Here is a 24,907-nt window from a genome sequence, read left to right as displayed (position 1 = left end):
CTTAGCATTTGTAAACGAATTACATTTGCACATCAACAACACGACAATTAATGAACACAATTACATCGACCAATTTTAACTTTCCCGGTCAAAAATCAGTTTACAAAGGTAAAGTGCGTGAAGTATACAATATTAATGATGAAATATTAGTTATGATCGCTACTGATAGATTATCAGCTTTTGATGTTGTAATGCCAAAAGGAATTCCATTTAAAGGGCAAATGTTAAATCAAATTGCAACAAAATTTATGCAATTAACAGATGACATTGTTCCTAACTGGTTAATAGCTACTCCAGATCCAAATGTAGCAATAGGACATTTATGTACACCATTTAAAGTAGAAATGGTAATTAGAGGTTACCTTTCAGGACATGCTGCACGTGAATATAATGCTGGTAAAAGAATTTTATGTGGAGTAGATTTACCTGAAGGTTTAAAAGAAAATGATAAATTTCCGGAACCAATAATAACTCCTACTACTAAAGCTGATTTTGGAGTTCATGACGAAGATATTTCAAAAGAAGCTATTCTTGAAAATGGAATTGTATCTCCAGAAGATTATGCTGTTTTAGAACAATATACCAGAGCTTTATTTCAAAGAGGTTCAGAAATTGCAGCTTCTAGAGGATTAATTTTAGTAGATACAAAATATGAATTTGGAAAAACTAAAGATGGAAAAATTGTATTAATTGATGAAATTCATACTCCTGATTCTTCTCGTTATTTTTATGCTGATGGTTACCAAGAAAGACAAGATAGAGGAGAAGCTCAAAAACAATTATCAAAAGAATTTGTTCGTCAATGGTTAATTGCTAATGGTTTTCAAGGAAAAGAAGGCCAACAAATTCCAGAAATGAGTGAAGAATATATAGCATCTGTTTCGGAAAGATATATTGAACTTTATGAAAATATTATTGGAGAAAAGTTTGTTAAAGCAGATATACATAATATTGAAAAAAGAATTTTTGATAATGTTATGACGTATCTTAAATAATTTAACGATTAGAATAAAATAAAAAAAGTCCCGCAATTTGCGGGACTTTTTTTATTTTAAAGCTTTATTCATCTTCCTCAGGAGATTCATCAGCTATTTCTAAATCTTTTAATGCATCCAATGAATCGTCGTCTGCCGATGTTTCATCGATATCATCTTCATCATAGTTTTCAATTCTATCTGCAAGTTTTGTACTAACTTTTACTAAGTAAATAGTATCTTCTGTACGAACTTCTACAGCTTCAATTGTTTCATTTTTAGCGTTTTTAAAACGGATGATATCTGTTTCGTCATATCCGTCAGGAAACTTCTCAACTAGTAGTGTTAAGATTTCATTTGTTAATTTAGCATAATCAACAATTACTCTTTTCATTGGGTTTATTTTAGTATTGTTTTTTTTTCAAATGTAATATCCAAAACGATATAATCAAACACTTTTTAATTTTTTTTTCAAAAAAAATTACCAACCTAAAATGTAAGCAAAAATCAACGGAGCAACAATTGTTGCATCTGATTCTACAATAAATTTAGGTGTTGTAATATCTAGTTTTCCCCAAGTAATTTTTTCATTAGGAACTGCTCCTGAATAAGAACCATAACTTGTTGTTGAATCAGAAATTTGACAGAAATAAGCCCAGAAAGGAACATCATGCATTTCCATATCTTGGTACAACATTGGAACCACACAAATAGGGAAATCTCCAGCGATACCACCACCAATTTGGAAGAAACCAATTCCTTTTCCTTCACAATTATCTCTATACCAATCTGCTAACCACATCATGTATTCGATACCACTTTTCATAGTAGTAGCTTTGAATTCTTGTTTAATACAGTATGAAGCAAAAATATTACCCATTGTACTATCTTCCCAACCAGGAACTACAATTGGTAAGTTTTTTTCAGCTGCAGCAACCATCCAAGAATCTTTAGGATCAATTTCATAGTATTGTTCTAAAACACCAGAATTAATCATTTGGTACATAAATTCATGAGGAAAATATCTTTCACCTGATTTATCAGCTTTGTTCCAAATATCAAATAAATGAGATTGTAAACGACGGAAAGCTTCTTCTTCTGGAATACAAGTATCGGTTACACGATTGTAATGGTTTTCTAATAAATCCCATTCTTCTTGTGGCGATAAATCTCTATAGTTAGGAACTCTTTTGTATGAATTGTGTGCCACTAAATTCATAATATCTTCTTCTAAGTTCGCGCCTGTACAAGAAATGATATGAATTTTATCTTGGCGAATCATTTCAGCTAATGATTTTCCTAATTCAGCAGTTGACATTGCACCAGCTAAAGTTACCATCATTTTACCGTTGTCTAATAAATGCTCTTCATATCCTTTAGCAGCATCAACTAAAGCAGCAGCATTGAAATGTAAATAATGTTTTTCTACAAATTGACTAATTGGTCCTTTCATTTTCTTTTGTTTTTAAAATTGACTCATTGGCATATTGCCAAAATGACTCATTATTTTTTATTATATCCTAAAATATTTAATACATCATCAGCATTTTGTTGTTCAGAAAATACTTCTGTAGCAATAATACCGTTTTTGTCGCGATCAATTAAAATGTGTTTTGGTTGTGGAATTAAACAGTGATGTAAACCTCCAAAACCTCCAATTGTTTCTTGGTAAGCACCTGTGTTAAAGAAACCGATATATAAAGGTTTTTCTTTATTATATTTAGGTAAATAAACCGCGTTCATGTGTTGTTCTGAATTGTAATAATCATCAGAATCACAAGTTAAACCACCTAATAAAACTCTTTCGTAAGTATCATTCCATCGGTTAACTGCCATCATTACAAAGCGTTTGTTTATTGCCCAAGTATCTGGAAGAGTTGTAATGAAAGAAGAATCAATCATATTCCAGTTTTCACGGTCGTTTTGTTGTTTTTGATATAAAACTTCGTAGATAGCCCCACCAGATTCTCCAACTGTAAATGAACCAAATTCAGTAAAAATGTTGGGCACATCAACTTCAGCTTCATCGCATGCAATTTTGATTTGATTTAAGATTTCTTCTATCATGTATTGATAATCATAATCAAAAGCTAATGAATTTTTGATAGGGAAACCACCACCAATATTTAAACTATCAAGTGTAGGACATTCTTTTTTCAAAGCAATATACACTTTCATACACTTTAATAATTCGTTCCAATAGTAGGCAGTATCACGAATTCCAGTATTAATAAAGAAGTGAAGCATTTTTAATTCCACTTTCTTGTTCTCTTGAATTTGTTTTCTGTAAAAAGGAACAATGTTTTTGTATCCAATTCCTAATCGAGAAGTATAGAACTCAAATTTTGGCTCTTCTTCAGCTGCAATACGAATTCCGATTTTGATTTTACTCTTGATTTTTTCTTGAAGTAAATCTAACTCTTCGTAGTTGTCAATTACTGGAATAGTGTTTTTGTGTCCGTTATTAATTAAACGAGCAATGTTTTCTATATAAGCATCGCGTTTAAATCCGTTACAAACAACAAATGTATTTTTATTGATTTTTCCTTCTTCAATTAAGCTTTCTACAATGTTGATGTCAAAAGCAGAAGAAGTTTCAATATGAATATTATTTTTTAAAGCTTCGTCTAATACAAATTTAAAATGTGAACTTTTAGTACAATAACAATAATAGTAATTAGCATCGTAGTCTAATTTTTCCATTGAATTTCTAAACCACAATTTCGCTTGACGAATATTTTTAGAAATCTTAGGTAAATAAGTAAATTTTAATGGTGTTCCATACTCTTCCACTAATTTCATTAAGTCGATACCATGAAATTGTAAATTATCTTTATTAAGCGTAAATTCTTCTTGTGGAAAATAAAAAGTTTGGTTTATTAGATCTGAATAGCTTGTTTTCATTTAGATATTGATATTTTTTTGTTTGAAATAAGTTTTATTAGTCAAGTAAACATTATAAAAGTCTTATTTTCAAACTCTAATATTAGCAAAAATGATTAGAAGTTTTTCGTGAAAAGCTTTAAAAAGCATAAATAAATCGATGAACTCAATTTTTAAATTAATAGAACTTGACTCCAAAATGCTATTCCCAATAGCAGATGGAGGTATGCTTTCATCGATTACAATAAGTTGTTCTTTCATCTAGAAGCAAAATTATAAAATAATATAATACTTCTAAAAAATATTATTATAAATTATAGTCTTCAAATGCTTTGAATATCAATTCGTTACTAGAAGTTTCGTTGATTTGTATGTTTCCAATTCCTTTTAAAAGTGCAAATTGAACTTTGCCAAACTCATTTTTCTTGTCAAAAATCATTAAATCTATAATTTCATTGATGTCGTTTTCATCAAAATTGACTTTTTCGAAATATTCGTTGATGAAATATTTAATTTCTTGATATTCATCGTTTGTAATGAGCCCTTTTTCTTTAGAAATATAACTCTCTAAAATCATACCTATTGCTACAGCATGACCATGAAGTAGGTTTTGCTTTGAAGTGTTTTCTAAACAGTAACTTTCGATTGCATGACCAAGAGTGTGACCAAAATTTAAAGCTTTTCGAATACCGTTTTCAGTTAAATCTTCTGAAACAATTTTATTTTTAATTAAAACCGATTCGTAAATTAAACCATCTAAATCTTCTGATTTTAAGTTGTTTAGGTTTTTGAATTTATCCCAATATGACTTATCGCTAATCAATCCGTGTTTCATCATTTCAGCTAAACCAGACAGCATTTCACTTTGGGGTAAAGTTTCTAAAAATTGTGTATCAATTAAAACAGCTTTTGGTTCTTTAATCACACCTATTTGGTTTTTTAAATGACCTAAGTCAACACCGTTTTTTCCACCTACAGAAGCATCGACCATAGAAAGTAATGTTGTAGGTACATTAACAAAATCAATTCCTCTTTTAAAAGTACAAGCAACAAATCCACCTAAATCGGTTACTACGCCGCCGCCAAGATTTATGATGATACTTTTTCTATCGCCACCAAGTTCTATTAGACTTTGCCATACTTGAACACAAGTTTCAATATTTTTAAATTCTTCACCAGCTTCAAGTTCAATAATTTCAATTTCAACTTCTGTTGCAATTTGAGCAATAAAATTTGGCAAACAATAACTTGATGTATTTTCATCAACTAAAATAAATAGTTTAGAATATACATTTGGTTGTAGTATTTCGTTCAAATAATTATAACAAGATTCGTTAAAATGGATACTGTAATTAATTGCTTGAATAGTTTGCATGGCTTTCTATGAATTTTATGCAAAATAAGGTAAATTTTATTTAAAAATTGCTAGTTCTGAAGTATATTTGCACTAGTTTTTTGATAATCCTCACATGGAAAAAATATTTAACAACACAGCCGTTGCTTTTTCATTAAAAAGTGACACAGAGCTTGAAAGAGCTTATTTTTTATTTAAACTTATTGAAAGTGAACCGCTTGTAAAAATTGGTACTGCCGTTACAAATTTCGCTTTAAAAGCACATTTACCTGTAGAAGGTTTAATTCGTTCAACTGTTTTCGATCATTTTTGTGGTGGTGTAAACGAAGTAGATTGTTTATCAGTAGTTGATAGGATGTTTACAAAAGGTGTTTCATCGGTTCTAGATTATTCTGTTGAAGGAAAAGAAGAAGAAGCGCAATTTGATGCTGCTTTAGAAATGACAATTAGAACGATAGATTTTGCTAAAGAACGCCTTGCAATTCCATTTGCAGTGTTTAAGCCAACTGGTTTTGGTCGTTTTGCTTTGTATGAAAAATTAGGCGAAGGAAAAACATTGACAGCTTCTGAACAAGAAGAATGGAATAGAGTAGTGGCTCGTTTTGAAAAAGTTTGTCAAATTGCTCATGATAAAGATGTTGCTTTATTAATTGATGGAGAAGAAAGTTGGATGCAAGATGCTGCGGATGATTTGGTTGCTAAAATGATGAAGAAATTCAATAAAGAAAAAGCAGTTATTTTTAATACATTGCAAATGTATCGTTGGGATCGTTTAGATTATTTAAAAAAATTACATGCTGAAGCAAAAGTTGAAGGTTTTCATATTGGAATGAAATTAGTTCGTGGTGCTTATATGGAAAAAGAAAATAAAAGAGCTGAAGAAAAAGGTTATCCAACTCCAATTTGCGCTTCTAAACAAGCAACAGATGAAAATTATGATGCTGCTGTAAGTTACATGCTAGATAATATTGATATGATGGCAGTTTTTGCTGGAACACACAATGAAAATAGTTCGTACCAATTAATGCAATTGATGCATGAAAAAGGAATTGCTAAGAATGACATTAGAGTCTTTTTTGGTCAATTATATGGAATGAGCGATAATATTAGCTACAATTTAGCAGCTAATGGATACAATGTAGCCAAATATTTACCTTTTGGACCAGTTAGAGATGTTATGCCCTATTTGATTCGTAGAGCCGAAGAGAATACTTCAGTTGCTGGACAAACAAGTAGAGAGCTAACGCTTATTAAGAAAGAAAGAGAAAGAAGAAAATTAGAATAAAAGAAAATCCCATCATTTGATGGGATTTTCTTATTGTTCCATTTTAAGATAATAATCTGCTGAGTGTTTTCCGCTACCGAAGAAAATAAAGAACACACATAAAATAAGTGCAATACCTGATTGAAATGTGTTGTTTGCATTAAAATCTCCAATAAAATTAATTAGAAACGCACAAATAATAATGGGTAATTGCGCCCAAACCGACCAACGAGTTAAGAGTCCAATAACAATCATAACTCCACCTACCATATGAGCAAATGCTACATAGTGTATTAAAAGCATCTCACTAGCAAAACCACCTAAAGAATCGAAAATTTGATGTAAATATTTACGTTCGGTAAAAAATGAAATACCTTTAATAAATAAAAATACACCAAAAGCAATACGCAAAATGTCTAAAGATAGCGTAGTGTTTGCATTTGCCCATTTATTTAACTGTTTAATAGTAGCCATAATAAATGGTTTAAAATTTATTCTAAGTTACTAAAAATTAAACAATTAAACTAAATTTTTACCTTTTTTAATCTATTTTAACAATATTGATAAAGAACTTATTGTCGTTTATTTGATAACTATCCGATTTTTTTAGTCTTTTTAATTTAATCTTTTGCTCTTTAGTTGTAGGATATAATCTCACTATTTTATTGCCATATTCAATATCGATTGGCATATTAAAATCAGGATTTACATCTTTCCAATAATAGTAAAAATTATCTTTTTCAGTTTTATATGCCAATGTAGGGATAGTAGTTGTTTCTAAATATTGTTTGAAAATTGGTGTTAAATCCATTCCCGATTCTTTATTAAAAAACTGAATTACTGTTGGGGTATCAATAATTTTCTTTTTAAAAGTTTCAGAGTATTTTAATATTAATTCCCACCATTTTTCATCGTCGTTAATAACATGACGAAGTGTGTTTAGCATTAATGAACCTTTGTAATACATATCGCCACTTCCTTCATTATTTACTCCAAAATGACCAATAATAGGTTTGTCGTTACTAACTCTTCTTGCTTGACCATTAACATATTTTAAAGCCGCTTCATAACCTTTTGTACATTCTACAAAAACAGTTTCCGAATAAGTTGTAAAACCTTCATGAATCCACATATCAGCAATGTCTTTACTTGTAATACTATTTCCAAACCATTCGTGACCCGTTTCATGAATAATAATGTAATCAAACCCCATGCCTATACCACTTCCTGATAAGTCGTTACCTAAATAACCTTTTCTGTATTTATTTCCGTAAGCAACTGCACTTTGATGTTCCATGCCTAAATATGGTGTCTCTACTAATTTATAGCCATCTTCCCAAAATGGATATTTTCCAAACTTTGAATTAAAACATTGAAACATTGTTTTAACATCTTCATCAAAATGTTTTTTAGCTGTTTCTTCATTTTCACGTAAAACATAGTAATCTAAATCGAGTCCATTAAAAGTATCATGAAAATGAACATAATCAGCTATATTTACAGTGATATCATAATTATTAATTGGATTTTTAACTTCCCAATCCCATCGTGTATAACCATTTCCTAAATCTTGAGAACCCTTAAATCTACCGTTAGAAACATTTATTAATCCATTTGGAACTGCAACTTTTATAGAAGCACCATTGTTAGGTTCATCGGTTTGTGAATCTTTTACAGGGTACCATAAACTAGCACCTGTTCCTTGTACAGCAACTGCAATAAAATCTTTATTATTTTTATCTTTTGAAAATACAAATCCACCATCCCACGGAGCATATTTTGCTACTAATGGATTTCCTGAGTAATAAAAACGAATTTTTTCAGTTGAATTTAAAGGTAATAAATGATCAAAATCAATAAAAACAGCATCAAACTCTCTAGTATATTTTAAACTTTTATCATTCCATTTAATAGAATCGACTTTCATGTTTTCGAATAAGTCAACTTGTATTTTTTGAGTAGCCTCTTCAATTTTGAAGGTTATATCGTTATAACCCACAATACTCCTTTCCGTTGGATTTATTGTAATGTTTAAATCGTATCGTAGAACATCGTAACAAACTCTCTCATATCGAAGACCGCCGTGTAAAGAATCTCTTCGCGTGAAGTTTTGAGCAGAAATTTGTTGGAAAACAAGTAGTAATATTGATATGTAGATTAGTTTTTTCATATTATTAAAAATAAATTATTTAATTCGTCAATTAACTTCGTTCAGTCGCTTTACTTGTGTCGAGTGTTTTTTGTTTACAAAAAATGTATCGAGAATTAATTTTCTTGTTTTCGATACAATTTTCATTCTGAAAATCACTCAAACTGACGAAAAATGAATTCAAATATTAGTTGTCAATTGTAAAGATACGTTACAATTAATCTTTATAATATTCAAAAATTCTTGTTGCGATTATTGTTGGTGTTTCTATATCAGTAGTTAAGTACATATTGCATTTTGTCCAGTTACCATACTTGTCATACTCATACTTATAATATTTATCATTATTACCATTAACTAAACTTCTCTCTTCTGGAGGTCCTAATAGAGGGTGTTTATATTTTTTACTCGTTATATCTTCGTGCTCGTTGTAAGTTATTATTGTTGTATCGTTTAAAAAACGTCGATACAATTCGTCTTTAAATCTATTATCTATAAAAATTTCTTGCTTTTCTAAATACCCTTTGGTAGGGTGATAGGTAAACTTCTTTGTTTGTACTGCAATTCTTTTAGTTTCATCTTCTGGGTCTATACAACTTACTATTTCTTCAGTTACTCTATTATTATCGTTGTACTTAAAATTAACCTTAGGCTCTCTAGAAATACCCAAAATCACATAATCGAAAGATTGGTATCTTAAACTTTGCTCAGCCATGGCATAGGTTAATTCTATGATACGATCTTTATTATCATATTTATAAAAAGTTGTTTCTTTCCAATCTTCATCTTTTAAATCTTTATATTTAGTTTTTTCTTGTTGCAAAGGAAATTTTTTCCATTTTCGCCTATATATAGAATCACACATATAATTCCTATGTTCTTTTATTCTTCCCTTATCATCTATTATGTACCAATTCACATACTCATCAAAATCGGTACGATCAAATTCCTCCCATTCATAAATTTGATATTGATTCAATTCTAACTTATACAAATCACCTCCAAAAAAATGTTTGTAACTGTATTTAGGCTTATAATTATATTTTTCTTGTATATCAATAGTATCTCTAAGCCAATTATCTGGAAATGGAGAAACCGTAGTGTCTATACTTTTTAAAAATTTTGGCACCAAAGAATCATATTCAATATTATTCGATATTGTGTCATTTGAATAAGTATTTAATTTTCCTGGTACCATCCCCTTTCTATCATATCGCAATTGAATTCCTGCTAATAAATACTGATTATCATATTCACCCCATAAAAAAAACTTTCTATACCTTCGCTCTTCAGGCCTTCCTGTTCTATTAATTACTTTATACTGTATTATTCTTTTAATAGGTCCCTTTAAGTTATGACTAGCATTTGGGTAAGGCCAATTAACTCCTCCACCCCAATTTTCATTTACATTCTCTTTTTGAGAAGAACAACTGCTAAATGAGAAAACAAAAAATAGTAAATAAAATATTTTTGTCATTTTTATAAATATTATGAGATATTTTCAACTAAACGAAATGTAATAAAACAAAAATAACAAATTAAAACCTATGAAACTTTCAAATAAAAAGTTAAAACTCAGCTTCTTTAAAGATAGTCATTATTTCTTTTGAAACAGGATGGGTAAAAGTAATTTCTTCTGCATGAAGATGTAATCTATTTGCTTTTATGCCATATAAATCATCGCCAACAATTGGACAATTTAAACCTAAACTATGCGAAGCATGAACGCGTAATTGATGCGTTCGTCCCGTAATAGGAAAGAAGTGAATGCGTGTTTTTTTATTTTTAATTTCAATGACTTTAAAATGCGTTTCGGCAGGTTTTCCATATTCGTAACAAACCAATTGATTCGGACGATTATCTAAATCGACTCGCAAAGGTAAATTGATACTACCTTCAGGTTGTTTTACAATGCCATCAAGCAGCGCCACATAACGCTTTTTAACTGTTCGTTTAATGAATTGAGATTGTAGTTTTTTATAAACTTCTTCTGATTTTGCAATTAACAACAAACCAGATGTTGACATATCCAATCGATGCACGATTAAAGGTCCCGTTGCATTAGGATAACGTTTTTTGACGCGTTCGTAAACCGAATCCTGAATGTTTTTTCCTGGAACCGAAAGAAATTCTGCGGGTTTATGGATTGCGGCTAAATAATCATCTTCAAATACAATTTCGATTTCTTTTCCTTCAGCTGGATTTTCTAAAAGCGGATTTTCATCCATTTCAATTCCGTGTAGCATGTGTGCCAAAATAGGTTCGCATTTACTTCTACAAGCCGGATAAAATTGTTTGTGTTTTCGCACTTCCGATTTTGGCGATTGTCCCCACCAAAATTCAGCTAAAGCGATTGGTTTTAAATTATGTTTGAAAGCGTAATGTAATAATTTAGGCGCAGCACACTCACCGGCACCCGCTGGCGGATTGTTATCGAAGATTTCGCCAACACTTTTTAATTTTTTTTCCTGATTTAAAAAAGCATATTCAGCAAATAAGCGTTGTTGTAACTCACTTGATTTTTGTTTGCGTTCTTCTTTCAATTTTTCAATTTCGGCTTGAAGACTTTCGACTTTTAATTTTCGACTTTCAACTGTAAGATTCCAATATTTAGTCATTTTTTTGAGCAAAATGCTTTCCTTTTTGCTTTCTTCCGAAAGTTCAAATTCTAATTGCTCAATTGCTGTTGGTGACAAATTATCAAAGGAAGCACGTTTTTCGTCGCGTTCTATTTTTAAATCTTTGATGCGTTGTTTTTGTCTTTGTAAATCGAATTGAGCTTCTAGTTCAGTTTGTTTCAGTATTTTTTTGGCAGTTGCCAACTCTTCGCTTTGCTCTAGTTTTTCAATTTTTCGGTTGTATTGATTCAAAATAGCTTCTTCCTGTTTGAAAAAACTGTCTTGGGTTAACATATCAAAAACAGGTGGAACAAATTTATCGTGAAGATTAATATCGGCTAATTTTCCAGAAACGCCCCATAAATAGCCTAAATTTTCATTTTCGTCCTGGCAAACTAATACCCCAAACATTTTTCCAATTACAAAGCCTTTCTGATTTTCTTGTAAACCAAAATTATGTTCAAAATCGGTTTGTGTTTCTAAATATTCTTGTAATTCTTTTGAAGCAATCTCACTTAATGGATGCGGTTCGTAGTAAAAAGGAAAGGTGAATTTTTCAGGTAATGAAATACCTGAAATATTGGTTTTGAAATGTTGGAATTTTGATAACATTTAGCAAATGTATAGTACAAAAATGAAATTGTCATTCCAAAAACAGAAAAGAATCTTTATGAGATTCCTCATTTCATTCGGAATGACAATATTATATTTCGTTATAAAAAGTTACACTTGAATTACTCCCAAATTAAATGGTTTTTCAATAGGAGCGTGGTTAGCGGCTTCAATTCCCATAGAAATCCATGTGCGCGTATCTAGCGGATCGATAATAGCATCGGTCCATAAACGAGCAGCGGCATAATAAGGTGAAACTTGCGCGTCGTATTTGGCTTTAATTTTATTGAATAATTCAGCTTCTTTTTCTGGTGTTAATTCTTCTCCTGATTTCTTTAACGAAGCCGCTTCAATTTGCAACAATACTTTTGCAGCTTGAGCGCCACCCATCACGGCTAATTCGGCACTTGGCCAAGCGAATATTAATCTAGGATCGTATGCTTTTCCACACATGGCATAATTTCCGGCTCCATATGAGTTTCCAACAACAACCGTGAATTTAGGTACCACTGAATTAGAAACTGCGTTCACCATTTTAGCACCGTCTTTAATTATTCCGCCATGTTCTGACTTACTTCCAACCATGAAACCCGTTACATCTTGTAAAAACACTAAAGGAATTTTCTTTTGGTTGCAATTTGCAATAAAACGCGTTGCTTTATCAGCAGAATCAGAATAGATGACACCACCAAATTGCATTTCGCTGGGTTTAGTTTTAGCACCAGCAGTTTTTACAATTTTACGTTGGTTCGCAACAATTCCCACAGCCCAACCATCAATACGCGCATAACCTGTAATGATGGTTTGTCCATAACCTGCTTTGTATTCATCAAATTCAGAATTATCAACTAAACGTTTGATGATTTCCATCATATCGTATTGATCAGCACGCGATTTTGGTAAAATTCCGTAAATGTCTTTTGGTTCTAATGCAGGTTTTTCTGATTTAACACGATTAAAACCTGCCTTTTCATAATCACCTATCTTTCCTACAACCGATTTGATTCTGTCTAAAGCGTCTTTATCGTCTTTTGCTTTATAGTCAGTTACACCAGAAATCTCACAATGTGTAGTTGCACCACCAAGTGTTTCGTTATCAATACTTTCACCAATGGCAGCCTTTACTAAATAACTTCCTGCGAGGAAAATACTTCCAGTTTTATCTACAATTAAAGCTTCATCGCTCATAATAGGTAAATAAGCTCCACCAGCAACACAACTTCCCATAACGGCAGCAATTTGAGTAATTCCCATACTGCTCATAATTGCGTTGTTACGGAAAATTCGACCAAAATGCTCTTTATCTGGGAAAATTTCGTCTTGCATTGGTAAATACACACCTGCAGAATCGACTAAGTATATGATTGGCAATCTATTTTCAATGGCAATTTCTTGAGCTCTAAGGTTTTTCTTTCCAGTAATTGGAAACCAAGCACCCGCTTTCACTGTTGCATCATTTGCCACAACAATACATTGCTTTCCTTGAATGTAACCCATTTTAACCACAACACCACCAGATGGACAACCACCATGTTCTTCATACATTCCTTCACCAACAAAGGCTCCAATTTCTAGACTACTTTTTTTATCATCTAATAAATAGTCGATACGTTCACGCGCCGTCATTTTTCCTTCAGCATGTAATTTATCGATACGTTTTTGTCCGCCACCTAATTTTACTTTGGCAAATCGGCTACGTAAATCAGAAACTAATAATTTATTGTGATCTTCGTTTTTATTGAAATTTAAGTCCATGTTGTATTGTTTGTTTTTATTGGAGTGCTAAAATACGAAATGGATATAGATAAAAGCAAATAAAAAAACCGTATTCAAAATACGGTTTTTATAGTTCAATTTTTATTCTTCCTCTTTTTGTCCCATCATCATCAAGTAGGCTTTTAAGAATTCGTCAATTTCACCATTCATTACGGCATCAACATCGCTACTTTCATAACCCGAACGAACGTCTTTAACCAATTTATAAGGATGCATGACATAATTACGAATTTGCGAACCCCATTCAATTTTCATTTTTCCAGCTTCGATATCGGCGCGTTGTTCCAAACGTTTTTTCATCTCAATTTCATACAATTGCGACTTTAACATTTGCATTGCTCTTTCTCGGTTGTCGTGTTGTGAACGCGTTTCCGAACATTGAATTTGTATTCCTGTTGGTTTGTGAACCAATTGTACTTTAGTTTCCACCTTATTTACATTTTGTCCTCCAGCACCACTTGAACGAGCTGTTGTAATCTCAAAATCTGAAGGATTTACCACAATTTCGATTGTATCGTCAACCAAAGGATAAACATAAACTGATACGAAAGAAGTATGACGCTTTGCATTACTGTCAAAAGGTGAGATACGCACCAAACGATGCACTCCGTTTTCTCCTTTTAAGTAACCAAAAGCAAAATCGCCTTCAAATTCTAAAGTCACCGTTTTAACACCAGCAACATCACCTTCTTGAAAGTTTAATTCTTTGATTTTGTATCCATGCTTTTCTCCCCACATTAAATACATACGCATTAACATAGAAGCCCAATCACAGCTTTCGGTTCCACCGGCACCAGCAGTAATTTGCAAAACAGCACTCATGCTATCGGCCTCGTCAGAAAGCATATTACGGAATTCAATATCTTCAATATGAGCAATTGTTTTGTAATACAACTCGTCGACTTCTTCTTCTGAAATTTCTCCTTCTTTAAGGAAATCTAACATAATTTGAAGTTCGTCAGCCATATCAACTCCTTTAGTGTAATCTTCAACCCATTTCTTTTTTGAACGGATTTCTCGAACTAATTTTTCAGCTTCTTTTGGTTTGTCCCAAAAGCCAGGAGCTAAAGTCTTTTCTTCTTCGTTTGTGATTTCGATTAATTTCTTATCGATGTCAAAGATACCTCCTTAACGCACCAAGGCGATCAATAATGTCCTTTACTTGTTCTGTATTTACCATAATTGTTGTAGTTTTGTTTTAATAAACTAGCCCTGATAGTAGTGTAAATCCTTTTTGTTCTCGACTTCGCTCGAACTGACAAAAAGATTGAAACGGATAGCGGGAAATAGCTTCAAAAATTAAAACTCAAAAGTAAGACATCTATTTTACATATGGAAATAAATTTGATAAGTGATACAGTTACTAAACCAACACAAGAAATGTTGGAAGTAATGTTTCAGGCAAAAGTTGGTGATGATGTATTTAAACAGGACCCAACTGTAAATGAATTAGAACGTTATACTGCAGAGTTGTTTGGTAAAGAAGCAGCTTTGTTTTTTCCAAGTGGAACAATGGCAAATCAAACAGCGATTCGTTTACATACAAAACCAGGAGATGAAGTTATTTGTGATAAATGGTCGCATATTTTTTTATATGAAGGTGGAGGAGTAGCAGCAAATAGTGGAGTTTCTTGTCATTTAGTAGATGGTAATAGAGGGAAAATTACTGCCAATCAAGTATCTGAATTTATAAATGATCCAGAGTTTTATCATGCACCAATTACTAGATTAGTTAGCCTTGAAAATACAACGAATAAAGGAGGCGGAGCTTGTTATGAAATTGAAGAATTAAGAGCTATTAAAGAAGTTTGCAATCAACATGGATTAAAATATCATTTAGATGGTGCCCGTTTATGGAATGCTATGGTAGCTAAAAATCAGCAACCAAAACAATTTGGAGAATTGTTTGATACCATTTCTGTTTGTTTGTCTAAAGGTTTAGGCGCTCCAGTAGGTTCTGTTTTGGTTGGTAGCGCTGAGGAAATTAAAAAAGCATTGCGAATTCGTAAATTGTTTGGTGGTAATATGCGTCAAGCTGGGTATTTAGCTGCTGCAGGTTTGTATGCGATGCAAAATAATATACAGCGTTTAGAAAAAGACCACCAAAAAGCAAAAGAATTAGGTTCTGTGTTAATTAGAAAAGATTGGGTTAAAGAAGTTGAACCAATTCAAACAAATATTGTAATTTTTAAAATACAACCCACAATTGATGATAAGTCTTTTATAGAAAAATTAAAACAAAAAGGAATTTTAATTAGTTCTATGGGACAAGGTAAACTAAGAATAGTAACACATATGGATTACCGACAAGTAATGCATGATTATGTTTTAGAAGTTTTAGAAAAAATGTAAATAAAAAAAGAGGTTTTTAAACCTCTTTTTTATTTGAATAAATCCATTCCTGGAATATTAGGCATGCCTTCTTTTGCAACGGCTGCTAATTCTGTTTCATTAACATTTGTTGCGCGCTCAATAGCTTTGTTTAAAGTGTTTACAAGATAATCTTCGAGCATTTCTTTGTCTTGTAATAAATCATCAGAAATTGAAATGTTTTTAATTTTACGGTTTGCAGTTAACGTTACCTCTAATAAACCATCACTACTTTTTTCGTCAATTAAAACAGTATTTAATCGTTTCTTAGTAGCTTCAACTTTTTCTTGGGTTTCTTTGATTTTTCCCATCATACCCATTAAGTCTCCAAACATATGTTAAATTTTAAATTTGTTAAGTAAAATTACTAAATTAGCTTATAATTAATGAATAACTTCATGAAAAAAACGACCACACTTATAGCTATTTCTCTTATTTTTGCGACATCTTGTAAAGATAAAGAAAAGAATATGAAAGAAAACATTCAACCGCCAGTAGCAAAAAAGATACCTCATACATTAGAAAAACATGGACATGTTAGAAATGATGATTATTATTGGCTTAATGATAGAGAAAATCCAGAAGTTATAGCCTATTTAAATGCTGAGAATGACTATTATAAAAAAATGACCGCTCATACTGAAAAACTTCAAAAAGATTTGTTTGAAGAAATGAAGTCAAGAATTAAAGAAGATGACGAATCGGTTCCTTATTTTTACAATGGTTATTATTATATAACTCGATATGAAAAAGGGAAAGATTATCCTATTTATTCTAGGAAAAAAGGAAGTTTAGAAGCAAAAGAAGAAATTATGTTTGATTGTAATGAAATGGCAAAAGATCATTCTTATTTCAATTTGAACGGAATTTCGGTAAGTGAAGATAATAAATGGGTAACCTTTGGTGTTGATACAGTTTCTCGTCGTCAATATACTATACAAGTTAAAAATTTAGAAACTGGTGAAATTCTTCCAGAAAAAATAGAAAACACAACAGGAGGAACTGCTTGGGCAAGCGATAATAAGACATTTTTTTATACAAAAAAAGATCCGCAAACACTTCGCTCTGATAAAATTTACAGACATGAATTAACTACTGAAGTTAAAAATGATGCTTTAGTTTTTCATGAAAAAGACGATACTTTCTATACTTTTGTTTATAAAGAAAAATCAAAAAAATATTTAGTAATTGGTTCTACAAGTACACTAACTTCAGAATATCAAATTCTAGAAGCTAATCAACCAAAGAATGAATTTAGAATTTTTTCTAAAAGAAAAAGAGGACTAGAATATTCCATTTCTCATTATGGTGATAGTTTTTATGTTGTTACCAATAAGGACAAAGCAACGAATTTTAAATTGATGAAAACTCCGGAAAGTAAAACTACATCGGATAATTGGACTGATTTGATTCCGCATAGAGAAGATGTTTTGTTGGAAGGAATCGATATTTTTAAAGACTATTTAGTTGTTGAAGAGCGTACAAATGGATTAAATAAAATTCAAATTCGTCCTTGGGATGGAGGAGAAGCTTATTATTTACCTTTTGAAAGTGAAACATACACTGCATATACGACTACAAATCCTGATTTTGATACCGATATACTTCGATTCAGTTATCAATCATTAAAAACACCATCTTCGGTTATCGATTTTAATATGAAAACAAAATCTAAAACTGTTTTAAAAGAACAAGAAGTTTTAGGCGGAAAATTTAATAAAGATAATTACGAAGAAAAACGAGTTTGGGCAACAGCTCAAGATGGAACTAAAGTTCCTATTTCTATGGTTTATAGAAAAGGAATTAAGTTGGATGGTAGTAATCCATTGTTGCAATATGCTTATGGTTCTTACGGTTCTTCTATGGATCCATGGTTTTCTACAACTCGTTTAAGTTTACTAGATAGAGGATTTATTTTTGCTATTGCACATATTAGAGGAGGAGAAGATCTTGGACGCCAATGGTATGAAGACGGAAAGCTTTTGAAAAAGATTAACACTTTTACCGATTTTATTGACTGTTCGAAGTTTTTAATAAAAGAAGGTTACACATCAAAAGATCATTTATATGCAGAAGGTGGTTCCGCTGGAGGTTTATTAATGGGAGCTGTTGTAAATATGAATCCTGAATTATATCATGGTGTAATAGCTCAAGTTCCTTTTGTAGACGTTGTAACAACTATGTTAGATGATTCTATACCGCTCACAACTGGAGAATATGATGAATGGGGCAATCCTAATGAGAAAGAATATTATGATTATATGCTTTCTTATTCGCCTTATGATAATGTAAAATCACAAAATTATCCCAATATGTATGTTTCAACAGGACTTCACGATTCGCAAGTTCAATATTGGGAACCAGCAAAATGGGTGGCAAAATTAAGAGATTTAAAAACCGATAATAATCTGTTATTCCTTGATACTAACATGGATGCAGGACACGGTGGAGCATCAGGTAGATTTGAAGCTTTAAAGGAAGTTGCAAAAGAATTTGCCTTTTTATTAGATTTAGAAAAAATTAAGGAATAGTTTAACTTTTTTTGTTAAATTTGCAAGGTTTTGGTGTTCAAAAAAAAGAGAGACACTACGCAAATTAATATAGATTTTATGAAAGAAGAAATAAAAGCCTATAACAATGTACTGGAATTAATTGGTAACACTCCAATTTTGAAATTAGCGAAGATTACTGAAAATATGGAAGGTAATTTTTATGCAAAAGTTGAAGCTTTTAATCCAGGACATTCTACAAAAGATAGAATAGCTTTATATATTATTGAAGAAGCCGAAAGAAAAGGAATTTTAAAACCAGGCGATACAATTATCGAAACGACCTCAGGGAATACTGGTTTTAGTTTAGCAATGGTAAGTATTATTAAAGGTTACGATTGTATCTTAGCGGTAAGTTCAAAATCTTCAAAAGATAAAATTGATATGTTAAGAGCAATGGGAGCAAAAGTATATGTCTGTCCCGCTCACGTTACTGCAGATGACGAACGTTCATATTACAATGTTGCAAAAAGATTACACGAAGAAACTAAAGGTTCTGTTTATATTAATCAGTATTTTAATGAACTAAATATTGAAGCACATTATAGATCTACTGGTCCTGAAATTTGGGAACAAACAAACGGGAAAATTACACACTTAATTGCTTGTAGTGGAACTGGAGGAACAATTTCTGGAACTGCAAAGTATTTAAAAGAAATGAATCCAAATATTAAAGTTTTAGGTGTTGATGCTTTTGGTTCAGTTTTAAAGAAATACCACGAAACAAAAGAGTTTGATAGTAACGAAATTTTCCCTTATAGAATTGAAGGTTTAGGGAAAAACTTAATCCCTACAGCTACTGACTTTGATCTTATTGATAAATTCATAAAAGTGACAGACGAAGATAGTGCGCATACTGCAAGAGAAATTGCTAAAACTGAAGGATTATTTGTTGGATATACATCTGGTGCAGCTTTTCAAGCTACTAAACAGTATGCTGAAGAAGGGGAATTTATCGCTGATAGTAATGTAGTAATTATATTTCCAGATCATGGATCTCGTTATATGAGTAAAATTTATAGCGATGATTGGATGAGTGAACAAGGTTTTTATGACAGTGTGAACTTAGAACAAACTCAAAAAATTGAGATTATAAAATAGTGTAAAAATGATATTAAAAAAAGCTCCAATTTTTGGAGCTTTTTTTATGTAGTTATTTAAGAAAAAATATAATTTAAAGTAAATATTTTATATAAAAAAACGTTCAAGTTAACTTGAACGTTTTTAAATTTAGTGAGCAATAAGGGATTCGAACCCCCTAACCCTCCCGATTTATCGGGATGCTCTGAACCAACTGAGCTAAATATTATTGTGTTGAATTAATTCTTGAATTTTAGATTTACTTTTCCAATTTTTGATTTGTTTTTCTCTTAAAATAGCTTCACTTTGTGAAGTAAACTCTTCTTTATAAACCAATTTCCATTCATTAGTTGAGCCAGTAAAACCTTTACTTTTTTGATTATGACGAATTATTCTTTCTGAAAGATTTGCTGTAGAACCAATATAAAATTTGTCTTTAGTAAGACTATGAAGGATGTATACAAAGTATGGCATATAAATTTTATTTTGGTAAATAAAAAAAGCAACACATTTGTGTTGCTTTTAATGGTTGTGGGCAAAGAGGGATTCGAACCCCTGACCCTCCCGATTAATCGGGATGCTTTGAACCAACTGAGCTAAATATTATTTTGTTGAACTAATTCTTGAATTTTAGATTTACTTTTCCAATTTTTGATTTGTTTTTCTCTTAAAATAGCTTCGCTTTGTGAAATAAACTCTTCTTTGTGAACTAATATCCAATCATTTGTTGAGCCAGTAAAACCTTTACTTTTTTGATTATGACGAATTATTCTTTCTGAAAGATTTGCTGTATAACCAATATAGAATTTGTCTTTAGTAAGACTATGAAGGATGTATACAAAGTATGGCATATAAATTTTATTTTGGTAAATAAAAAAAGCAACACATTTATTTGTGTTGCTTTTAATGGTTGTGGGCAATAAGGGATTCGAACCCCTGACCCTCCCGATTAATCGGGATGCTCTGAACCAACTGAGCTAAATATTATTGTGTTGAATTAATTCTTGAATTTTAGATTTACTTTTCCAATTTTTGATTTGTTTTTCTCTTAAAATAGCTTCACTTTTTGAAGTAAACTCTTCTTTATAAACCAATTTCCAATCATTAGTTGAGCCAGTAAAACCTTTACTTTTTTGATTATGACGAATTATTCTTTCTGAAAGATTTGCTGTATAACCAATATAGAATTTGTCTTTAGTAAGACTATGAAGGATGTATACAAAGTATGGCATATAAATTTTATTTTGGTAAATAAAAAAAGCAACACAAATGTGTTGCTTTTAAATTTTGTGGGCAATAAGGGATTCGAACCCCTGACCCCCTCGGTGTAAACGAGGTGCTCTGAACCAGCTGAGCTAATTGCCCCAATAAAATGCTTTACTTTACTGTTATCAGTAGTTCCGTATTGCGAGTGCAAATATACACTGATTATTTGTATTTGCAAGTGTTTTGGAAAGAAATTTTATTTTTTTTCAATGTTTTCCAAAACAACTTTATCAGTGTAGTTTACCATAGTTATGGTAATTTCTTCATTATGAATTGTTTTGCCTTCAATTACGTACACTTTTCCTTTTTTAAAAGCTTTGTTACTTTTTGAAAAATCTACATCGCCATATTGTAAAGTGTTTTTAATATCGTTTAAATTGACCCAAGATTCGTCTAAAATATTTTGAGCTTCTGGCGTAACATCCATAGGTTTTTTTCTTAAATCTTGTAAAACTCTACAATTTGGCAAATAACAAAAAGCAACTCCTTTAGATTCTGCTTTTGCTCCTAAAAACCAAATAACAAAGAAAACACCTAATAATAATCCGAATAAATAATATGCAAATCTAAATTTGAATTTCATTTTTTATTTTTTTGCAAAGGTAAAACTTAATTTCGCATTAGCGGTAGAAGTGATATCCTTTTTTGTTTTCGACTTTACTCAAATAAACAAAAAAGATAAAACGAATAACGCGACCGAATGTAATGAGGGAATGCTCTAAAATACTATTAAATTAATATCTCGATATTCTAAATTAAACCAATCGGCAATAGCTTTATTTGTTAATAGACCATGATAACTGTAAATTCCATTTTTTAAACCTCTGTTACATCTAATAGCACTTTCGAGTCCGCCATCATCTGCAACATGAAGTAAAAGTGGTGTAATGATATTACTAATAGACATTGATGCGGTTTTAGAATATCGTGAAGGAATATTAGGAACACAATAATGTATCACATTATTTTTTATAAAAGTAGGTCGTTCATGTGTTGTAATTTCAGAAGTTTCGAAACAACCACCTGTATCGATACTAACATCTACTATAACGGCTCCTTTTTTCATTTGTTCAACCATAGTTTCTGTTACTAAAACTGGCGCTCTGTTTTTTCCTCTAGTTGCACCAATAGCAACATCACAACGCATTAAAGATTTTAGTAATATTTTATCTTGAATAGTAGAAGTAAAAATTCGATGTTGTAATAAATTTTGAAGCCTTCTTAATCGAGTAATTGAGTTGTCAAAAACTTTTACACTAGCCCCTAAACCTAGAGCAGTTCTAGCTGCATATTCTGCTACGGTTCCAGCTCCTAAAATAACCACTTCTGTAGGTCGAACTCCAGTTATATTTCCAAATAACAATCCTTTTCCAATATTTTGGTTTATCATGAGTTCAGCAGCTATGTGTATTGAAGCAATTCCAGCAATTTCAGATAATGATTTTACGGCTGGATAAGAACCGTCTTCGTCTTTTAAAAATTCGAATGCTAAAGCTGTGATTTTCTTTTTTGATAAAGCTTCAAAATATTCTTTTTTCTGAGTTTTTAATTGGATAGCTGAAATAATAATTGTTTTGGGATTCATCATTTCAATTTCAGAAAGAGTAGGTGGTTCTACTTTTAAAATTATTGGACAACTAAAGACTTTTTTGGTGTCGTTTGTAATTTCGGCACCAGCATCGCTGTATTCTTTATCCGAAAAACTTGCACTTTCGCCTGCACCAGCTTCAATTAAAACTCTATGACCATGAGATGTTAATGAAGCCACGGCATCTGGAGTTAAACATATTCTACGTTCTTGATAAGCAACTTCTTGCGGTACTCCAATAAATAATTCACTTTTATGTCGTGCCACTTCAAGTTTTTCTTCTTGTGGCATTAATTGCGACGTGGAAAAAGGACTATATATAGCCATGGTTAGGTTTTAGTTAAGTTGTGCCAATTTAGCTATTTTTTTTAGAATAGTAAATAGAAAATCACAGAATTATAAATTACGAATTACGAATGTAAAATTATCAACTATCAATTGTTCATTATCAATTGTTAATGGTCAATTCTCTTTTTCCGTTCTCCAAAACTTTTATTGAAATAGAAGCATGGTCAATAGGAATAAGATTTGGCGTTTTATTGGGCCATTCAATAAAACACCAATTTCCCGAGTAAAAATATTCATCTATTCCCATGTCATAAGCTTCAATTTCAGAGTTTAAACGATATAAATCGAAATGATAAATAACTTCACCATTTTCAGTTTCATATTCATTTACCAATGAAAATGTTGGACTACTAGAATTATCTTTTACTCCTAAATGTTTTACAAGTGCTTTGATTAAAGTTGTTTTTCCAGCACCCATTTCGGCATTAAAGGTTATAACCTTTTTTAATTCAGAAATATTTAAAATTTCTTGGGCAACAATATCTATTTCTTCTAACGAATAAATTTTAGTCATTCTTTAAACTATTTTGGTTCAAAAATCAAACAAGGAATAATCATTTCTTCTAATGAAATTCCACCGTGTTGATAGGTGTTTCGGTAATAACTTACATAATGATTATAATTATTTACATAAGCTAAAAACAAATCATTTTTAGCAAAAATAAAAGAACTACTCATATTTATAGCTGGTAAACCAACTTTTTTAGGATCTTTTACTGCATAAACATCTTTATCTTCATAAGTTAAACTTCTACCTGTTTTATAACGAAGATTTAAGGAAGTGTTTTTGTCGCCTATTACTTTACTTGGATTTTTACAATTGATGGTTCCGTGATCTGTTGTTAAGATTAGTTTAAAACCATTTTGTTGGGCTAATTGTATTAACTCTAATAATGGAGAATTTTTAAACCAACTTAATGTTAATGAACGATAAGCTTTATCATTTGAAGCTAATTCTTTTACAACATCCATTTCAGTTTTAGCATGTGAAAGCATGTCTACGAAGTTATAAACTACTGTAGTTAAATCGTTATTTTTTAATGATTTAAAGTTTTCTACAAGTTTTCTACCATCTCTATTATTGGTAATTTTGTAATATTCTTGTTTAATGTTTAAACCTAAACGTTTTAATTGCTCGGTTAAAAATTCGCCTTCAAATAAGTTTTTTCCGCCTTCATCAGTATCGTTTTTCCAATATTGAGGATATTTTTTTTCCATTTCTAAAGGAAGTAATCCCGAGAATATGGCATTTCTAGCATATTGTGTTGCTGTAGGTAAAATAGAGTAGTAGCTTACTTCTTTCTCTAACTTATAATGGTTTCCAACAATATTTTCGAAAGCTTTCCATTGATCGTAGCGTAAATTATCAATTACAACAAAAAGAATTGGTTTGTCTTTTTTACGAATTTCGGGTGCTACAAGTTTGCCAAATAATTGATGAGATAAAACAGGAGCATCGTCTTCGTCTTGTATCCAATCTTCATAATTTTTCTCAATGAATTTACCAAATTGAACATTAGCTTCCGTTTTTTGACTTTCTAAAATCTCAACCATTCCTTGATCTTCAATATTTTCAAGTTCAATTTCCCAGTAGATTAACTTTTTATATAATTCAACCCAATCTTCGTAAGAATTTACCATCGCAAGTTCCATTGCAATTTTTCTAAATTCTTTTTGGTAATCTAGTGTTGTTTTTTCAGAAACTAAACGCGAATGATCTAAGTTTTTCTTTAAACTTAACAAGATTTGATTTGGATTTACTGGTTTAATTAAATAATCGGCAATTTTAGAACCAATAGCTTCTTCCATGATATATTCTTCTTCACTTTTTGTAATCATAATTACAGGAACTGAAGATTTTTTTTCTTTTAACTCAGCTAATGTTTCTAATCCGCTTAAACCTGGCATATTTTCGTCTAAGAATACAATATCAAAATTATTTTCTTCAAATAACTCTATCGCATCTTGTCCGTTATTACAAGTGGTTAGGTCGTAATTTTTCTTTTCTAAAAATAGAATGTGAGGTTTTAATAAATCAATCTCATCATCTACCCAAAGTATTTTTATTGGAGTCAT

At 31.1% G+C, this 24,907-nt stretch carries 23 protein-coding genes and 2 tRNA genes; 5 read left to right on the top strand and 20 right to left on the bottom strand.

Features of this window, described 5'->3' with window-relative positions:
• Positions 1–50: 50 nt before the first annotated feature.
• The gene (locus GCU34_RS04555) at positions 51–995 is read left to right on the top strand and encodes a phosphoribosylaminoimidazolesuccinocarboxamide synthase (protein WP_072783685.1); all 945 of its coding nucleotides are present in this window, start codon (positions 51–53) and stop codon (positions 993–995) included.
• Positions 996–1,059: 64 nt separating this feature from the next.
• Here GCU34_RS04555 and GCU34_RS04550 read toward each other — a convergent pair whose 3' ends face one another.
• The 4 genes from GCU34_RS04550 to aroB all read right to left on the bottom strand — a co-directional run bounded on the left by GCU34_RS04550 (position 1,060) and on the right by aroB (position 5,232).
• Positions 1,060–1,368: a hypothetical protein gene (locus GCU34_RS04550; protein ID WP_072783687.1), complete on the bottom strand. Its 309-nt coding sequence runs from the start codon at positions 1,366–1,368 to the stop codon at positions 1,060–1,062.
• A gap of 87 nt (positions 1,369–1,455) precedes the next feature.
• Entirely contained in the window at positions 1,456–2,427 is a 972-nt protein-coding gene (locus GCU34_RS04545; RefSeq protein ID WP_072783688.1) for a deoxyhypusine synthase family protein, read from the bottom strand.
• Positions 2,428–2,477: 50 nt separating this feature from the next.
• Positions 2,478–3,878 (bottom strand): type III PLP-dependent enzyme domain-containing protein, encoded by a 1,401-nt coding sequence (locus GCU34_RS04540; RefSeq protein ID WP_072783690.1) that lies wholly within the window; start codon positions 3,876–3,878, stop codon positions 2,478–2,480.
• 286 nt (positions 3,879–4,164) lie between these two features.
• Positions 4,165–5,232 (bottom strand): 3-dehydroquinate synthase, encoded by a 1,068-nt coding sequence (gene aroB, locus GCU34_RS04535; RefSeq protein ID WP_072783692.1) that lies wholly within the window; start codon positions 5,230–5,232, stop codon positions 4,165–4,167.
• A 94-nt stretch (positions 5,233–5,326) separates the two neighbouring features.
• Here aroB and GCU34_RS04530 point away from each other — a divergent pair, with 94 nt between their 5' ends.
• The gene (locus tag GCU34_RS04530; RefSeq protein ID WP_072783693.1) at positions 5,327–6,496 is read left to right on the top strand and encodes a proline dehydrogenase family protein; all 1,170 of its coding nucleotides are present in this window, start codon (positions 5,327–5,329) and stop codon (positions 6,494–6,496) included.
• A 30-nt stretch (positions 6,497–6,526) separates the two neighbouring features.
• Here the strand turns inward: GCU34_RS04530 and GCU34_RS04525 are convergent, their stop codons facing one another.
• The 6 genes from GCU34_RS04525 to prfB form a co-directional block, all read right to left on the bottom strand.
• A complete protein-coding gene (locus GCU34_RS04525; RefSeq protein ID WP_072783694.1) occupies positions 6,527–6,949 on the bottom strand; it encodes a DoxX family protein in 423 nt (140 codons plus the stop codon).
• 67 nt (positions 6,950–7,016) lie between these two features.
• Positions 7,017–8,645, bottom strand: coding sequence for a M1 family metallopeptidase (locus GCU34_RS04520; RefSeq protein ID WP_072783695.1), 1,629 nt, complete (start codon positions 8,643–8,645; stop codon positions 7,017–7,019).
• Between the two features lie 196 nt (positions 8,646–8,841).
• The gene (locus GCU34_RS04515; protein ID WP_072783696.1) at positions 8,842–10,101 is read right to left on the bottom strand and encodes a hypothetical protein; all 1,260 of its coding nucleotides are present in this window, start codon (positions 10,099–10,101) and stop codon (positions 8,842–8,844) included.
• Positions 10,102–10,192: 91 nt separating this feature from the next.
• Positions 10,193–11,854, bottom strand: a complete 1,662-nt coding sequence (locus GCU34_RS04510; RefSeq protein ID WP_072783697.1) for an RluA family pseudouridine synthase — start codon at positions 11,852–11,854, stop codon at positions 10,193–10,195.
• 111 nt (positions 11,855–11,965) lie between these two features.
• Positions 11,966–13,609: an acyl-CoA carboxylase subunit beta gene (locus tag GCU34_RS04505; protein WP_072783699.1), complete on the bottom strand. Its 1,644-nt coding sequence runs from the start codon at positions 13,607–13,609 to the stop codon at positions 11,966–11,968.
• 102 nt (positions 13,610–13,711) lie between these two features.
• Positions 13,712–14,810, bottom strand: a protein-coding gene (prfB, locus tag GCU34_RS04500) for a peptide chain release factor 2 (RefSeq protein ID WP_143146210.1) whose coding sequence is annotated in 2 segments (ribosomal slippage) — positions 13,712–14,746 and positions 14,748–14,810 — 1,098 coding nt in all. Because the reading frame shifts where the segments join, the coding sequence is not laid out codon by codon here.
• Positions 14,811–14,962: 152 nt separating this feature from the next.
• Between prfB and GCU34_RS04495 the strand changes: the two genes are divergently transcribed.
• Positions 14,963–15,982: a threonine aldolase family protein gene (locus GCU34_RS04495; RefSeq protein WP_072783703.1), complete on the top strand. Its 1,020-nt coding sequence runs from the start codon at positions 14,963–14,965 to the stop codon at positions 15,980–15,982.
• A gap of 29 nt (positions 15,983–16,011) precedes the next feature.
• Here GCU34_RS04495 and GCU34_RS04490 read toward each other — a convergent pair whose 3' ends face one another.
• Entirely contained in the window at positions 16,012–16,335 is a 324-nt protein-coding gene (locus tag GCU34_RS04490; RefSeq protein WP_072783705.1) for a YbaB/EbfC family nucleoid-associated protein, read from the bottom strand.
• Positions 16,336–16,398: 63 nt separating this feature from the next.
• Between GCU34_RS04490 and GCU34_RS04485 the strand changes: the two genes are divergently transcribed.
• Positions 16,399–18,531 carry a S9 family peptidase gene (locus GCU34_RS04485; protein ID WP_072784144.1) on the top strand — a complete coding sequence of 711 codons (2,133 nt, stop codon included), beginning with the start codon at positions 16,399–16,401 and terminating at the stop codon, positions 18,529–18,531.
• Positions 18,532–18,609: 78 nt separating this feature from the next.
• On the top strand, positions 18,610–19,650 hold the full coding sequence (locus GCU34_RS04480; protein ID WP_072784146.1) for a PLP-dependent cysteine synthase family protein: 1,041 nt from the start codon (positions 18,610–18,612) through the stop codon (positions 19,648–19,650).
• Between the two features lie 198 nt (positions 19,651–19,848).
• Here GCU34_RS04480 and GCU34_RS04475 read toward each other — a convergent pair whose 3' ends face one another.
• The 9 genes from GCU34_RS04475 to porX all read right to left on the bottom strand — a co-directional run bounded on the left by GCU34_RS04475 (position 19,849) and on the right by porX (position 24,907).
• Entirely contained in the window at positions 19,849–20,103 is a 255-nt protein-coding gene (locus tag GCU34_RS04475; protein WP_072783707.1) for a GIY-YIG nuclease family protein, read from the bottom strand.
• A 122-nt stretch (positions 20,104–20,225) separates the two neighbouring features.
• Positions 20,226–20,480, bottom strand: a complete 255-nt coding sequence (locus tag GCU34_RS04470) for a GIY-YIG nuclease family protein (protein ID WP_072783709.1) — start codon at positions 20,478–20,480, stop codon at positions 20,226–20,228.
• 62 nt (positions 20,481–20,542) lie between these two features.
• Positions 20,543–20,610 (bottom strand) — tRNA-OTHER (locus GCU34_RS04465).
• Entirely contained in the window at positions 20,607–20,861 is a 255-nt protein-coding gene (locus tag GCU34_RS04460; RefSeq protein ID WP_072783711.1) for a GIY-YIG nuclease family protein, read from the bottom strand. Before GCU34_RS04460 ends, GCU34_RS04465 begins: the two co-directional genes overlap by 4 nt.
• Positions 20,862–20,919: 58 nt before the next feature.
• Positions 20,920–20,994 (bottom strand) — tRNA-Val (locus GCU34_RS04455).
• Positions 20,995–21,091: 97 nt separating this feature from the next.
• On the bottom strand, positions 21,092–21,478 hold the full coding sequence (locus GCU34_RS04450; RefSeq protein WP_072783713.1) for a DUF4258 domain-containing protein: 387 nt from the start codon (positions 21,476–21,478) through the stop codon (positions 21,092–21,094).
• A gap of 135 nt (positions 21,479–21,613) precedes the next feature.
• Positions 21,614–22,810, bottom strand: a complete 1,197-nt coding sequence (locus tag GCU34_RS04445) for an alanine dehydrogenase (protein ID WP_072783715.1) — start codon at positions 22,808–22,810, stop codon at positions 21,614–21,616.
• Between the two features lie 121 nt (positions 22,811–22,931).
• Positions 22,932–23,345 (bottom strand): tRNA (adenosine(37)-N6)-threonylcarbamoyltransferase complex ATPase subunit type 1 TsaE, encoded by a 414-nt coding sequence (tsaE, locus tag GCU34_RS04440; protein ID WP_072783716.1) that lies wholly within the window; start codon positions 23,343–23,345, stop codon positions 22,932–22,934.
• 8 nt (positions 23,346–23,353) lie between these two features.
• Positions 23,354–24,907, bottom strand: a complete 1,554-nt coding sequence (gene porX, locus GCU34_RS04435; protein WP_072783718.1) for a T9SS response regulator signal transducer PorX — start codon at positions 24,905–24,907, stop codon at positions 23,354–23,356.

The organism is Flavobacterium haoranii (assembly GCF_009363055.1).
Classification (GTDB): Bacteria; Bacteroidota; Bacteroidia; order Flavobacteriales; family Flavobacteriaceae; genus Flavobacterium; species Flavobacterium haoranii.
This window is presented reverse-complemented; position numbering and strand designations above follow the sequence as displayed.

Coding starts and splice junctions, on each gene's coding strand:
- GCU34_RS04555 (WP_072783685.1), top strand. CDS start 51: ATGAACACAATTACATCGACCAATTTTAACTTTCCCGGTCAAAAATCA.
- GCU34_RS04550 (WP_072783687.1), bottom strand. CDS start 1,368: ATGAAAAGAGTAATTGTTGATTATGCTAAATTAACAAATGAAATCTTA.
- GCU34_RS04545 (WP_072783688.1), bottom strand. CDS start 2,427: ATGAAAGGACCAATTAGTCAATTTGTAGAAAAACATTATTTACATTTC.
- GCU34_RS04540 (WP_072783690.1), bottom strand. CDS start 3,878: ATGAAAACAAGCTATTCAGATCTAATAAACCAAACTTTTTATTTTCCA.
- aroB (WP_072783692.1), bottom strand. CDS start 5,232: ATGCAAACTATTCAAGCAATTAATTACAGTATCCATTTTAACGAATCT.
- GCU34_RS04530 (WP_072783693.1), top strand. CDS start 5,327: ATGGAAAAAATATTTAACAACACAGCCGTTGCTTTTTCATTAAAAAGT.
- GCU34_RS04525 (WP_072783694.1), bottom strand. CDS start 6,949: ATGGCTACTATTAAACAGTTAAATAAATGGGCAAATGCAAACACTACG.
- GCU34_RS04520 (WP_072783695.1), bottom strand. CDS start 8,645: ATGAAAAAACTAATCTACATATCAATATTACTACTTGTTTTCCAACAA.
- GCU34_RS04515 (WP_072783696.1), bottom strand. CDS start 10,101: ATGACAAAAATATTTTATTTACTATTTTTTGTTTTCTCATTTAGCAGT.
- GCU34_RS04510 (WP_072783697.1), bottom strand. CDS start 11,854: ATGTTATCAAAATTCCAACATTTCAAAACCAATATTTCAGGTATTTCA.
- GCU34_RS04505 (WP_072783699.1), bottom strand. CDS start 13,609: ATGGACTTAAATTTCAATAAAAACGAAGATCACAATAAATTATTAGTT.
- GCU34_RS04495 (WP_072783703.1), top strand. CDS start 14,963: ATGGAAATAAATTTGATAAGTGATACAGTTACTAAACCAACACAAGAA.
- GCU34_RS04490 (WP_072783705.1), bottom strand. CDS start 16,335: ATGTTTGGAGACTTAATGGGTATGATGGGAAAAATCAAAGAAACCCAA.
- GCU34_RS04485 (WP_072784144.1), top strand. CDS start 16,399: ATGAAAAAAACGACCACACTTATAGCTATTTCTCTTATTTTTGCGACA.
- GCU34_RS04480 (WP_072784146.1), top strand. CDS start 18,610: ATGAAAGAAGAAATAAAAGCCTATAACAATGTACTGGAATTAATTGGT.
- GCU34_RS04475 (WP_072783707.1), bottom strand. CDS start 20,103: ATGCCATACTTTGTATACATCCTTCATAGTCTTACTAAAGACAAATTT.
- GCU34_RS04470 (WP_072783709.1), bottom strand. CDS start 20,480: ATGCCATACTTTGTATACATCCTTCATAGTCTTACTAAAGACAAATTC.
- GCU34_RS04460 (WP_072783711.1), bottom strand. CDS start 20,861: ATGCCATACTTTGTATACATCCTTCATAGTCTTACTAAAGACAAATTC.
- GCU34_RS04450 (WP_072783713.1), bottom strand. CDS start 21,478: ATGAAATTCAAATTTAGATTTGCATATTATTTATTCGGATTATTATTA.
- GCU34_RS04445 (WP_072783715.1), bottom strand. CDS start 22,810: ATGGCTATATATAGTCCTTTTTCCACGTCGCAATTAATGCCACAAGAA.
- tsaE (WP_072783716.1), bottom strand. CDS start 23,345: ATGACTAAAATTTATTCGTTAGAAGAAATAGATATTGTTGCCCAAGAA.
- porX (WP_072783718.1), bottom strand. CDS start 24,907: ATGACTCCAATAAAAATACTTTGGGTAGATGATGAGATTGATTTATTA.